Raw genomic sequence first — 13,138 nt, 5'->3', positions numbered from 1 at the left:
TAAGTAAGTTTTAACAAAGAAAAAATGGCGCAATCTATAAAAAGGTATAAATGCCGTAAAATGTTTATTCTTGTTCAAAAATAATGCGTCTTTCGGTTGTTTTTTTATACAGGTTTTTGGGAATAATAGGGGTATTTATCTTAGCACCATCGTTTTTAGGATTCGTGTCTAGCGTATATTCTAGTTGATAGGCAATCATTTTTTCAAACGGAATTAAAAAGTCTTTGGTATCGCATTGTTCTAAGTCGGCTTTATTTAATAAATTTAAAACTGTATAAACCGACTCAATAGTACTTAAACAAAGAGGATCTGGCTGCTGCTTAATAATAAATTTTGATATGATCTTGTTATCAAAACTCACTCTTTTTAAAGCTTGCAAGTTTTTGCTTAGTTTCAACATTTTTCGAGCGCAAGGCCAAGTACCATCTAGAATAAAAATGTTAGCATTGTTTCCAATAACCGTTTGTATTTCTGCACTTTTTCTAGTTGATAAATTAAAACTGTCCTTGCCAGGATACAATAAGAAAGACGTACTATTTTCTTGAGTTAATAGTTCATTGATACGTTCATTATTGGTAAAATCGACACCAACGATGATTTCTGAATTTTCAAGTTGAAGATTCGTCATGTAGCCCGTTCCTTTTTTTTCTTTTCGATACTCCTTTGGATGCATTAAAATAATAAAACGCGTCTTCGTTTGCAAAGAACTAATGTATTTGCAAATACACGTGCTTGAAGATCGCATGCATTTGTAACATTTTATTCTTGGTTGTTTTATGGTTAATGACAAGGTGTTTTTTTTTAAAATATTGGAGGTTTAATTACATAAATTCTTCTTGTTAATAGCTTTAACTACTCGTTTGTTATTCTTATAGTCACATAAAACATTAATTTAAAAATTCTTATAATTTTAAGAATTGGCATATTCGTACAAGGTTTTCCATATCTTCTCATCTACTTTCTTTATTTCGCCTAATGCTCCATTTATATTATTCTCATTATTTAAAATATTATCTATTCTATTTTTCAAATCTTCAATTGATAATTCACGAAGTAAACTTTGTGCGTAATCTATATTGAGTTTACCAAGTGTGTTTAAACCAGATGATAATTTTCTAAATCCAATATTTTTGTAGGATTCAATCAATAGTGGCTTGAAGTCGATTAGTAAATTTTGAGCTAGTTCCTTATCTATCTTTCCGAAACGATAAAGAGCATCACATAATTGAGGAAATTGTATTGAAATCTTTTTTCCCGATTTAAGTTTTTCTTGATAGATTTTTATCATTGAATTCGTTGCAGTTGGGCTTATTTTATGTAAAATCGAAACTGAACTAAAGAAGCCTTCAGCAGTACATTCTATTATTTTGCTTTTAAAAATGTTATGTGAATTTAGATTTATAATGATTTTATCTATTTTCTCTCCGTCATATTTTTTCAAAACATTAAATGCGTTTGCAAGTCCTGGAAGATTTACTTCACGAGCGAATCCTTTTTTAACAAATAAATAATTGTCTAAACTTGAAATGAATGACTGAGTTTTAACAAAATTGACTGAACTAAATCCGTCAAATATATTTGGTAAGTGAGTTAATAGAATTAGTTTAGATTCAAGTTTTTCTATTAAGTTAGTTTTAAAGTACTCATCTATATATTTTTCGGCAAGACTTTTATTAAAGTAACCAACTGACTTTATTATATGTGATGATATAGAAACACTTGAACTCAATATTCTACCATATATGATGTCTGAATGAGCTGTCTCAATTAAATGATTACCATATTCTTTGTCTCCAATTTTATGCAAAGATTCGAGTATATGAGAAATTTCCTTTCCTTTTATTTTTGTTGAGTTAAATCTTTCTTCTAATGGATTATACTCTTTTATCTTTAAAAGAATCTGAGTTGCAAGCCTTTCGCTTATGTTGTTTATTTCGACCAAAACTCTTCCAAAATCATTTAAATCACTTCTAACTAATTTTTGGTATAACAATTCTGGATTTAAGTTTTCGGCAATATCCTCACATATTGCTTTGTCAATTTTTTTTAGTCTTGATAAACCAATGCCAATTTGAGAAATAGGCACAAAACCAATTGACTTGTGAAGATTTTCTTGCGGAATTTTGTCTAAAATGAATTTAGCCTTCTGATTTCCGAGAACATTAATTTCACTTAATGTTTTTGTAATATTGTCAAAAGGTGTTTTTCCAATTCTTGAAGATATAAATTCTTCGTCAAGATTATTGTAAATGTAAAAAGCAAGTTCAGAGTCAATGGTCTTTATTTCAGTTAACGAATTCCCTAAAAGTTTGAAAGGTACTTTATTAAAAATATCTACCCATTCGTCTTTTGATATGAGTGAAATTAATCGATGTCGAATGTGATTATTTTGAAGATATTTAAATGCCAAAGTAAGCTTACTTATATTAGCATTTAGAATAATATCTGTTAACTCATCATCTGTAAAGACTTCATAAAGTTTATTTTTTAAAGCCTTATTTTTAGGATGAATAGAGTAGTGGGCATAAGATAAAGTAAATAGGTTGTTATTTCCTTGTTTTAAGACAATCGCACGTCTTTCATTTTCAACAATTAGTTTAGTTACTAATTTCTCATAATTTCTTTTTGCGAACAGTTTAGTTAATTGAAGTATGTTTTTTAGTTCTTCTGAATTTGCTGTGTCAGATTTTTGGAAATAACTCACAATTGCTTGAAAGCTATTCGCGTCATTTTGTAATTCACTAAAAATCCATTGTGTTTTGTTAATACCCAAGTTGTAAAATATCTGATATATGTTTTCGGGATAATCACAAAACTCTTTAGATAAGAAAAGATGTATGTAAGTTTTAATGTTTGAAACAATAAATCTATCTTTTTCGTTATTATATCGCTGTTTAAAGTCGATTTTATTACGAGAAAGATATGCATCAATAAGTAAGTCAGAAAAGCTCGAATGCATAAAAAGAGAATCGTTAAACTCCTCTGTGAAAAACAAACCATCTTTTTCTGAAGCATCATCTTGTTTTGACTTGGAAAAAGGTATCTCAAAAGAATACAAACAAGCATAAATCATTAATTCTTTTTGCTCTTCTGGATTTAAACCATTAAGAAAACGTGAATAAAGATTTTGATTTAATCGACTATCATCAATATCACTTAAAGTTAAATTACTCTCGTTCCAATCCTTTAAGATTAGTCTTAATTTGAAAAGATTCTTTTTTGTTAAATCGATTATTTTTAAAGGGTTTCCAACCTTTAATTCATTTCCTTCTTTTTGATTGTAGATTTTGTATTTTTCAATTATCCCTGATAATTTTTCCTTATAAAATTCATCAGAATTGAATTTCTCAAATGACAATTTTGAGTCTTTTAATATCTCGAAAACATCATCGATTTCTGAATATAAGTCCTTCCTTAATTCTTTTGATATGAAACGAGAAACAAAAAGAAAAATGATATTTGAGTATTGTTCACTTCTAGAAATTAATTCATTTGCTAGCTGAAAATTTAAGTGAATATCATCAACTATAAGAATAGCAGGATTTATACCAATCTTTTCTATGTCCTCATAAAAGTTTGAAAAAGATAAGTTGTCACTTGCCTTAATTTTTACATAAAAAGGATAATATGCTTTATTTTCATCTGCTTGTACTCTCTTTGCAATATCAAAAGCAACAGTTGTTTTACCAGTTGATGGATGACCTGTGATTAAAAATTTATTCTTGTTTTCAAAATCAATCTCTTTTACAAAATTGTCTATTAGCTTTTGTTCTTGATTTGTGTAATAGATTAGATTATTCTCAAACTCATTTTCACTCGTTTTTTCTTTATTTGTTATTGATAACTCAAGGTCTAACGCTTTAATCCATCTGAATGGCTGTCTGCTATTGTCTAAACCAAGTTCTCTCCATAGAATATTTCTAATTTCCTTTATTTCATTGTCCTCTAGCCCTTGTATTTGACTACTTAATTTTTCAGAATAATAAATATCTTCTTTCGGATTGAAAATATTGATTGGTAAGTCTCCAAAGTTAGTTTTGCCACTTGTCCTAATAGGATTTCTCGATGAAATAAATAGAAACTTGAGTTTATTGTATTTTTTGTTGTACTCTTTTTCTATAAAAGTTCTAACCGTGTTTCTAATTTTTTCAGGTGTTGCATCTGTTGAAATTTGAAATACAGTACTTTCCGAAATTAAATCAATTGACGGATGATTTAACGATATTATGTCTGCACGAGAGAATTTTGATTTAAATATAATTGTAAATAATTCCCCAAATATTTTTTCAGCAATTTGAGCTTTGTCAGTCAAATTTATGTGAGTGTCAAGCTTTATGTTTGTTGTTAATATTGCTAAAGCTCTATTTATTTCTTTTATGATTTGTTCTGATGCAAGATTCATTATCTTTTTCGGATTGAGTGTTGGTAAGAAGCAGCTATTTTGTTTTTTATTCTAATTTCAATGATTTAATCAATTTTAATATACTATTTAAGTGTTTAAATATTTAATAAAACCTAGCTAACAAATTTAACTTTTTCCCTTCAATAATCTCAAAAGTTAAAAAGCAGGTTATAACAACTTATCAACCAAAAAGCACCTTCCAAATCCCCATCAACAAAAACCAACAAAAGTTTTCTGTCCTTTTCCTAAAGGAGGTAGTATCTTTGCACTTTATTTTATTTATGTCTATAAACACACTTTTAATAACACCACCATTTACACAGTTAAATACTGCGTATCCTGCAACCGCTTACATTAAAGGATTTTTAGATGCTAAAGAGGTACAAACAACACAGATGGATTTAAGTATCGAGTTGTTTACCGCAGTGTTTACCAAAGAATTTATAGATGCCATTTTTAAACAAGCAGAAATGCTGGGTGGTAAAGAATTGCCTTTGGTTTGGAATCAAAAGGAAGAGTACATCAATAAAGTAGACTCTGTAATGAATTATTTGCGTGTGCAAGAAGTTACGGCAGCGTATCAAATTGTACATAAAGATTATTTGCCACACGGACACCGACGCATAAAATTAGACAAAGATTTAAGTACCGAGTTTGGCAAATTAGGAATCTTAGACAAAGCCAAACACATTGCTACGTTGTTTGTAGAAGAATTAGGCGATTTTATCAACCAAAATGTAGACGAGTTTTTCTCATTTACACGCTATGCAGAACAAATTGGTAGAGCAGCCTCTAGTTTCGATGAGTTAGACGAATGTTTACAGTTTGAAACTACGCTGATAGAAGATGAAATGTTGTATTTGTTAGACGAAAAATTACAAGAAGACAATTACGATTTAATCTGTTTTACAGTTCCTTTTCCTGGTAACTTATTTTCTGCGTTGCGATGCGCTCAGTTTATCAAAAAAAACTATCCAACCGTTAAAATCGGAATGGGTGGCGGTTATTGCAACACCGAATTAAGACGTTTGTCGGATCCTAGAATTTTCGATTTTGTAGATTTCATCACCTTAGATGATGGCGAAGGTCCGTTGTTAAGAATTACCGAATTTTTAGACGGAAAAATAGGCGAGGAGCAACTAGAAAGAACCTATATCTGTAGAAATAACGAGGTTGTGTATGCAAATAAATTGCCCAACACTATTTTTCATCATAAAAACTTACCAGCACCAAGTTATATAGGTTTGCCAACGGAAAAATATTTGTCTTTTCTAGATGTCATGAATCCGATGCACAGAATGTGGTCTGACGGAAAGTGGAATAAACTCACCATTTCTCACGGTTGTTACTGGAAAAAATGTTCTTTTTGTGATGTAAATCTAGATTATATCAGCAATTACCAAAACACCACCGCCGATGATTTGGTAGATAAAATTGAAAAAATAATCTCAGAAACCGGAATTACAGGTTTCCATTTTGTAGACGAAGCTGCGCCACCAAAAATGTTAAGAGCCTTGGCAAACAAGTTGCTAGAACGCAAAGTATACATTACTTGGTGGACCAACATCCGTTTCGAAAAAACCTTTACACCAGAACTGTGTGCATTATTATCTAAATCGGGTTGTATTGCAGTTACTGGCGGTTTAGAAGTAGCGTCGGACAGGTTGTTGGAAAAAATGAAAAAAGGCGTAGATATTGGTCAGGTTGCTCGCGTTACCAAAGCCTTTGCTGACGAAAACATTATGGTGCATGCCTATTTAATGTTTGGTTTTCCTACAGAAACGGCACAAGAAACCATCGATTCTTTAGAAGTTGTACGTCAGTTATTTTACAACAATTGTATTCAGTCTGCTTTTTGGCATCAATTTGCGTGTACAAGCCACAGTCCGGTTGGTAAAAACCCAGACGAATTTGAGATTAACATTATTGGTCCAGAATTTAAAGGATTTGCCGAGAACGATTTGTATCACGAAGATCCAACAGGAGCAGCCCATCACTTATATAGCCAAGGATTAAATACCGCTTTAAACAATTACTTGAATCACAAAGGCTTTGAAATTCCGTTGCACAAATATTTCGATTTTAAGGTTCCTAGAGTTACTGTTAATAGCACTATGATTGAAAAATGCTTGAAAGAGTAGTTTTATTAGAAGTTATTTCTTGATTTCCAATAAGTCTACTTGTCATTGCGAGGAACGAAGCAATCTGTTAATTTGTAACTCAAAAAAAACAGATTACTTCGTCCTATCGTCCTCGTAATGACGGTACGTTTGTCATTGCGAGGAACGAAGCAATCTCCTTATCCAAACAAAGATTACTTCATTCGTACCTCATTCGTAATGACACTCTAAACAAACCCCAATTGTCATTTCGACGATAGGAGAAACCACATAACAATAAACACAACAACGGCATCACTTTATGTGGTTTCTCCCAAAGGTCGAAATGACAAAACCCCATTTGTCATTGCGAGGTTACGAAGCAATCTGTTAATTTGTAATACAGAATAAAAAGATTACTTCGTCCTATCGTCCTCGTAATGACGGTAGGTTTAGTTATTGAGAGGAACGAAGCAATCTCATAATGTATCACTCAAAACAAACATATTACTTCATCCCATCGTCCTCGTAATGACAGTCTATTTGTCATTGCGAGGTAACGAAGTAATCTCATAATATGCTACTCCGAACAAACAGATTACTTCGTCATACTTCCTTGTAATGACAAAATTATTTATCTTAGAAGGAAAAAACTATGAAAAAGTACCACATTTACTTTTTAACCAATAAAAATAATACTGTTTTATATATTGGAGTCACTAGTAATTTATTAAAAAGAATTTATCAGCATAAAACGAAAGAGTATAAAGGTTTTACAGCAAAATACAATTGTGCTAAATTAGTGTATTTTGAAGAATACGATGATATAAATTCTGCTATAGCAAGAGAAAAACAATTAAAAGCTGGAAATAGAAAACGTAAAAATGAAATAGTAAATTTAGAAAATCCTAATTGGAATGATTTGTCTGATGGTTGGTTATTTCAGTTTTAATTATCATTGTGAAGTTACGAAGTAATCTCTTAATTTGTACTCAAAATAAACAGATTACTTCGTTCTTTCGTCCTCGTAATGACAGTCCGTTTGTCATTGCGAGGTTACGAAGCAATCTCTTTATCTAAACAGAGATTACCTCATTCGTAATGACATTCGAAACAATCCCTAATTGTCATTTCGACGATAGGAGAAATCACATAACAAAAAACACCATAACTTTATGTGATTTCTCCCGATGGTCGAAATGACAAAACTGTGTGTTTTAATTCTAACGCAAAATACCCTGATTGTCATTGCGAGGAACGAAGCAATCTCTTGATTGTAACTCATAATAAACAGATTACTTCGTCATACTTCCTCGTAATGACAGTCGTTTGTCATTGCGAGGTTACGAAGCAATCTCTTAATTGTAACGCAAAATAAACAGAGATTACTTCGTTCTATCGTCCTCGTAATGACAGTCCATTTGTCATTGCGAGGTTACGAAGCAATCTTTTATCCAAATACAGATTACCTCATTCGTAATGACAAACTGGTTTACCTTACTTCGCATAAGCACCAGAAGAATAGGTTAACTCGTAACTATGTGTGTACACTTCAAAGACAATCCCAAAAGGATCTTCTACATAACACATTTTAAATGGCTTGTCTTTTGGATAATACTCTCTAATTGGCATTCTTTGTTTTCCTCCGTTAGCAACAATTTTATCGACCAATTCTTCTATATTAGGATCTTGAATGCAAAAATGAAAAAGACCTGTATTAAAAGGACTAAATTCTGGCGCTTCTTTAATTCCGTTCGGAAAACAAAATAACTCAACACCAATACCATCTGAAGTAGATAAATGTGCAATTTCAAATTCGGTCCAATCTTCACCAAAAACATCAATACACATTTTACCAATGGCAGTTTCTGTTTCTTTTTTAACAGTAGAAGGTTCCATTATAATGTACCAACCCATTACTTCCGAATAGAATTTTACAGCCTCATTAATATTAGGAACGGTAAGACCAATATGTGAGAATGATTTAGGATATTCTTTATTTGTTTTCATAATCTATAATTTAGACTGCAAATTTAACTTATATTTGCCTTTATAGCAATAACTTACCTAAAAGTAGTATAGTTACCTAAATGAGTAAATTAATGATTATCAATATTATAAAAATAAAACTTTGATTGAAAAAATTACATGTCCGTTAAATTACACCATGAATTTAATAGGTACCAAGTGGAAACCTTTGGTCTTATTTCATTTATTAGAAGGTGGTTTGCGTTCTGGAGTGTTGCAAAAACACATAATAGGTATTTCTAACAAAATGTTTACACAAACGGTAAGAGAGTTAGAAAAAGACGGACTAATTTCTAGGAAAATATATCCTGTTGTACCGCCAAAAGTAGAGTATACGCTAACAGAAAGAGGGCAATCTTTAGAAACAATTCTAAGAAGCTTAGATGCTTGGGGATTAAAAGATATTGCAGAATAATTATAAGGGTTTTGTTTTATTTGTCTTAAAACTTAAAACAAAAACATCCCAATTGTCATTGCGAGGAACGAAGCAATCTGTTAATTTGTAACTCAAAAAAAAAAGATTACTTCGTCCTATCGTCCTCGTAATGACGGTAGGTTTGTCATTGCGAGGAACGAGGCAATCCCCTTATCCAAACAAAGATTACTTCATTCGTACCTCATTCGTAATGACACTTGAAACAACCCCAAATTGTCATTTCGATGATAGGAGAAATCACATCACAATAAACACAGCAACGGCATCACTTTATGTGATTACTCCCAAAGGGCGAAAAAACAAAACCCCATTTGTCATTGCGAGGTTACGAAGCAATCTCAGAATATGTAACTCATAATAAACAGATTACTTCGTCCTATCGTCCTCGTAATGACGGTAGGTTTGTCATTGCGAGGAACGAGGCAATCTCATAATGTGTAATTCAGAATAAACAGATTACTTCGTCCTGTCGTCCTCGTAATGACGGTAGGTTTGTCATTGCGAGGAACGAAGCAATCTTCTTATCCAAACATAGATTACTTCATTCGTGCCTCATTCGTAATGACACTCGAAACAACCCCCAATTGTCATTTCGAGCGCAGTCGAGAACTAAATGCTTTTATAATTTAAAAATTCGATTTTACCACTGCTTATATACAATAGTAAAACCGAATTAAAAGTTAAGTTGCTTAACGTTTGTTGGGTGTTAAATAAACAGTAGAATAATGGTTAGTACAATTCCACCAACAGCAAAATACATTCCTTTTTTAAAAACAGGCATTTTTGGGGTGTACATCCAAAAAGCAGAAAACACAAAAAATAACAATGCTACCCCAAAAAATACGTTTAAAAAATACAACGGAGTATTGGTGTTTGCTTTGTGCAGTTTTTCCATTTTATCTAACACAAATGGCAGTTGATTTCTTTTAATAATTGCTACCCCAGTAGCTTTATTGTAAGTACCATTTCTTAAATACAAAACATCTCCTTTTTGATCTACTACTTTTGCTCCTTTTTTAAATATAGGCGCCAGGTCTCTAGGAGCTAGATTTGGTGCTAATTTTTTTTCAGTGATAACTTCTGTCTTTAGAAAATCGGTATCTCTAAAAACCATTAAAATTCCACTTAACGCGTACACAAACATAATTCCGGCTAAAAAAAAGCCTAAATATCTGTGAATAATTCTAATTTGAAATGAGAAAGGAGTCTTTCTTTTTGCCATGACGATATGTAATTTAAATCTCTATAATATAGACATAAATTTACGATAAAGGTTTAACGTAAAAGTTACTTTTTTTTAAAAAATATGGCTTTTAGAAAATTGTTTTTAACTTAAATTGGTCTTGTTTTAGTACCAGATTTTATTATAAATAATTACACTATGTATAAAGTTGTTGGTTTTTAGTTAGTTAGGTTTTTTGTTAGTTCGATTTCATATGAACATCCACTTGTGGAAAAGGAATGGAAATATTGTTTTCTATAAATTTACGACGCATTACCCTGCGGATATCACTTTTCATTCTATCAGAACCAAAAATAGTACTGCTATAAAATAACACCTGAAAATTTAAGGAAGAATCTCCAAAGCTAACCAATCGTGCTTCTATGATTTTTTGATGATCTACTTCTGGATGTTCTTTGGCACTTTCTTCAAGAATTTTAATCACAAACTCAACATCGCTATCATAAGAAACACCAATATCTATTCTAAAACGATTTAAATGTGTTTGATGGCTCCAGTTAATTACTTTATTAGTGGTAATTAAAGAATTAGGAATGATAATAGAAATATCATCCGTATTTAGTCCTTTAGAAGTACGTAGGCCAATTTCTTGTATTTTTACTATATCGCCATCTATTTCTAAAACATCAGAAATTCTAATAGATCTTTCAGAAAGTAAAATAATACCCGAAATAATATCGTTAAAAGTTTGTTGCAATCCCAAACCAACACCTACTAATAATGCTGCAGAACCAGCAATTAATATGGTTAATTTAATTCCAAATGCTTCTAATATAAATCCAAAAGCAACTACCCAAACTACGTATTTTATAATCTGAAATAAGGAATAAATGTTTCCTTCATTAAATTCGTTAACACCTTTATTTCTAAATAAAGATTTTTTAAGCAACCATAAAATAACTTTAGTGATGATAAAAATAAGCAGTACCATAAATAAGGTACTTACCTTTAAGCTATAATTAGCAACATTAAATAGCTCGAATTCTAATATTTTTTGTAATAAATCCATTTACTTTTTATTAAAATTTATAACACATACTTTTCAAAAATATCTTTTAATTCCTTTTCTGGCTCGTTACACAAACCCGGATGTGTTTTAGAACTCTGTATAATAGTGCTTCTACAAGCTGCCAACCATCTAAAACGATCCGAAACTTCAAAAGCACCAATTTTACCACCAGATGCTTTTCCTTCGCAAATCAATTTCCAAGCGTTTAAATAGTTGTTTAAGACATCTAGTTCTAGCTCTGGTGCTAACGCTTTTAATTTATCTGGATTGATGTGATATTTAATGCCTAAGAATTTTTTACGCTTAGAAAATAGAATAACTCCTATATTAAAGAATTCTTCGCGTTCTACTTTTGGCACCAATCTAATAATGGCATATTCAAAGGTAACTTTATCTTGCATCTTCTGCTTCTTTAACTAATTCATCAATCATTAAGAGTTTTGCATTCAAAAACTGAGTGTATGCTGATCTTATTTCTTTTGGCGATAAAACTTCTCCTTCATTTAACAACCAATCTTCAGGAATATTAGCAATTATCTCATCTATAACAGTTGCATTTATCACTTTTTTAATTGCTGATGATGCTTCTTGTAAATGTGTTGCTTTAGGTAAAAGCACATGGTCTTTAATTAAAGGAAAGGTTCTTGTTAAATGATTTTCCCAAGTTGCCCAATTATGATGAAAATAGAAGCTAGCTCCGTTATCAATAATCCAAAGTTCATTATTCCAATTTAAAAGATTGGTGTTTTTTGCAGTCCTATCTATATTGCTGATTAAGCTATCTAAAATAACAACTTTAGAAGCTGTTAGTGAATCTACTTTAGAAACCAAAGGATCATAGGTAATTGCACTCGATAAAAAATGCAAACCTAAATTTAAACCAACGCTAAATTTTAGCAAATCCTGAATTTCTTCATCGGGTTCTGTTTTACTAAAAGAGTCGTCTAGATTCATAAAAACCAATTCAGGTACATGCAAACCCATTGCTCTGGCAAGTTCGCCACCAATAAATTCTGAGATTAATGCTTTTTTACCTTGTCCTGCACCTCTAAATTTAAGTACATATAAAAAACCATCATCTGCTTTTACAATTGCAGGCAAAGAACCACCTTCTCGTAAAGGTTGTAAATACTGAACAACATTTACAGTTCTAATATCAATTTTATTCATAAATACTAAATTATACTATTTATCTAAATTGAAGACAAAAATGAAAAATTTGTTTGAAGCCTTTTTTAAGGTTGTATCTATTTCTGATATTCTTCAAAAGTTCCATCAGAATAAAAAACAACAATACGCTGAATTTTTTTTACAACAGTTTCAGGTGCAGTTTCATTAAAAAAAGTTGGAGTAGCGGAAACCTTCGTTTCTGCATTTTTAGGAAAACTTCCTTTTCCATTTAACAACCAATACATATCTACATCTTTAAATTCTGTAGTTACTTTTAAAATAAAATCTAAACTTGGTTTATTTCTACCAGAGAGAATATGAGAAATACTAGAGCGTTGTACACCTACTTTATCTGCAAACATAGAGGCAGATAATTGATGAAAATCCATAACTTTTTTAAGGCGTGTTGTAAATTCAGATATGTTTACCATTGTAATGTAATTGTATTATACAAATGTAATCAAACTAAATATAGCAACAAAGTATATTGTTGTAAATAATAAATACCGTTGTTTTAATATTAAATAATAGCTTTAAGTAATGTGTGTAAAAATCTAAACAACAGTGTTTTATTAAATAACAATAAATGATTACTATCTGATTGTTAGTAGTTTGTTAGAATATAGGTGTGGTTACAATTTACAATTCACAATAGTAACATCTGTAAGCAATTTACATTGTTACAATTGTAATTTTTAAATGATTTACAATTGTAACTTGTAAACTAATAACAATTGTAAATGCTTTTATT

The 13,138-nt window shown here is 30.9% G+C and carries 11 protein-coding genes; 3 read left to right on the top strand and 8 right to left on the bottom strand.

Translation table 11 applies throughout. The features are described 5' to 3' along the window. Positions 1-64: 64 nt before the first annotated feature. Positions 65-790 carry a tRNA-uridine aminocarboxypropyltransferase gene (locus WG951_RS02410; protein ID WP_262510172.1) on the bottom strand — a complete coding sequence of 242 codons (726 nt, stop codon included), beginning with the start codon at positions 788-790 and terminating at the stop codon, positions 65-67. Positions 791-910: 120 nt separating this feature from the next. Next, positions 911-4,402, bottom strand: coding sequence for an SMEK domain-containing protein (locus WG951_RS02405; protein ID WP_105048616.1), 3,492 nt, complete (start codon positions 4,400-4,402; stop codon positions 911-913). Between the two features lie 281 nt (positions 4,403-4,683). Here WG951_RS02405 and WG951_RS02400 point away from each other — a divergent pair, with 281 nt between their 5' ends. After that, positions 4,684-6,543 carry a B12-binding domain-containing radical SAM protein gene (locus tag WG951_RS02400; RefSeq protein WP_105048615.1) on the top strand — a complete coding sequence of 620 codons (1,860 nt, stop codon included), beginning with the start codon at positions 4,684-4,686 and terminating at the stop codon, positions 6,541-6,543. A gap of 613 nt (positions 6,544-7,156) precedes the next feature. Further along, positions 7,157-7,453: a GIY-YIG nuclease family protein gene (locus tag WG951_RS02395; protein ID WP_105048614.1), complete on the top strand. Its 297-nt coding sequence runs from the start codon at positions 7,157-7,159 to the stop codon at positions 7,451-7,453. Positions 7,454-7,998: 545 nt separating this feature from the next. On the opposite strand, the gene WG951_RS02390 is transcribed toward WG951_RS02395, so the two are convergent. Next, positions 7,999-8,511: a VOC family protein gene (locus WG951_RS02390; RefSeq protein WP_105048613.1), complete on the bottom strand. Its 513-nt coding sequence runs from the start codon at positions 8,509-8,511 to the stop codon at positions 7,999-8,001. 157 nt (positions 8,512-8,668) lie between these two features. Between WG951_RS02390 and WG951_RS02385 the strand changes: the two genes are divergently transcribed. Further along, positions 8,669-8,944, top strand: coding sequence for a winged helix-turn-helix transcriptional regulator (locus tag WG951_RS02385; RefSeq protein WP_105048612.1), 276 nt, complete (start codon positions 8,669-8,671; stop codon positions 8,942-8,944). Positions 8,945-9,671: 727 nt separating this feature from the next. Here the strand turns inward: WG951_RS02385 and WG951_RS02380 are convergent. The 5 genes from WG951_RS02380 to WG951_RS02360 form a co-directional block, all read right to left on the bottom strand. Continuing rightward, complete coding sequence (locus tag WG951_RS02380; RefSeq protein ID WP_105048611.1) at positions 9,672-10,187, bottom strand: PepSY domain-containing protein; 516 nt, start codon at positions 10,185-10,187, stop codon at positions 9,672-9,674. 199 nt (positions 10,188-10,386) lie between these two features. Further along, positions 10,387-11,217 (bottom strand): mechanosensitive ion channel family protein, encoded by an 831-nt coding sequence (locus WG951_RS02375; protein WP_105048610.1) that lies wholly within the window; start codon positions 11,215-11,217, stop codon positions 10,387-10,389. 17 nt (positions 11,218-11,234) lie between these two features. Further along, entirely contained in the window at positions 11,235-11,618 is a 384-nt protein-coding gene (locus tag WG951_RS02370) for a DUF3037 domain-containing protein (RefSeq protein ID WP_105048609.1), read from the bottom strand. Next, positions 11,608-12,387 (bottom strand): HipA family kinase, encoded by a 780-nt coding sequence (locus WG951_RS02365; protein ID WP_105048608.1) that lies wholly within the window; start codon positions 12,385-12,387, stop codon positions 11,608-11,610. Before WG951_RS02365 ends, WG951_RS02370 begins: the two co-directional genes overlap by 11 nt. A 77-nt stretch (positions 12,388-12,464) precedes the next feature. Beyond that, positions 12,465-12,818: a helix-turn-helix domain-containing protein gene (locus WG951_RS02360; RefSeq protein WP_105048607.1), complete on the bottom strand. Its 354-nt coding sequence runs from the start codon at positions 12,816-12,818 to the stop codon at positions 12,465-12,467. Positions 12,819-13,138 lie beyond the last annotated feature (320 nt).

Source organism: Polaribacter butkevichii (assembly GCF_038024105.1).
GTDB lineage: Bacteria > Bacteroidota > Bacteroidia > Flavobacteriales > Flavobacteriaceae > Polaribacter > Polaribacter butkevichii.
Note: the sequence above shows the minus strand (reverse complement) of the source record. Positions and strands in the feature narration are given on the sequence as shown.

Excerpts from the sequence above, each read along its gene's own strand:
- WG951_RS02405 (WP_105048616.1), bottom strand. The coding sequence starts at position 4,402 with ATGAATCTTGCATCAGAACAAATCATAAAAGAAATAAATAGAGCTTTA.
- WG951_RS02400 (WP_105048615.1), top strand. The coding sequence starts at position 4,684 with ATGTCTATAAACACACTTTTAATAACACCACCATTTACACAGTTAAAT.
- WG951_RS02395 (WP_105048614.1), top strand. The coding sequence starts at position 7,157 with ATGAAAAAGTACCACATTTACTTTTTAACCAATAAAAATAATACTGTT.
- WG951_RS02390 (WP_105048613.1), bottom strand. The coding sequence starts at position 8,511 with ATGAAAACAAATAAAGAATATCCTAAATCATTCTCACATATTGGTCTT.
- WG951_RS02385 (WP_105048612.1), top strand. The coding sequence starts at position 8,669 with ATGAATTTAATAGGTACCAAGTGGAAACCTTTGGTCTTATTTCATTTA.
- WG951_RS02380 (WP_105048611.1), bottom strand. The coding sequence starts at position 10,187 with ATGGCAAAAAGAAAGACTCCTTTCTCATTTCAAATTAGAATTATTCAC.
- WG951_RS02375 (WP_105048610.1), bottom strand. The coding sequence starts at position 11,217 with ATGGATTTATTACAAAAAATATTAGAATTCGAGCTATTTAATGTTGCT.
- WG951_RS02370 (WP_105048609.1), bottom strand. The coding sequence starts at position 11,618 with ATGCAAGATAAAGTTACCTTTGAATATGCCATTATTAGATTGGTGCCA.
- WG951_RS02365 (WP_105048608.1), bottom strand. The coding sequence starts at position 12,387 with ATGAATAAAATTGATATTAGAACTGTAAATGTTGTTCAGTATTTACAA.
- WG951_RS02360 (WP_105048607.1), bottom strand. The coding sequence starts at position 12,818 with ATGGTAAACATATCTGAATTTACAACACGCCTTAAAAAAGTTATGGAT.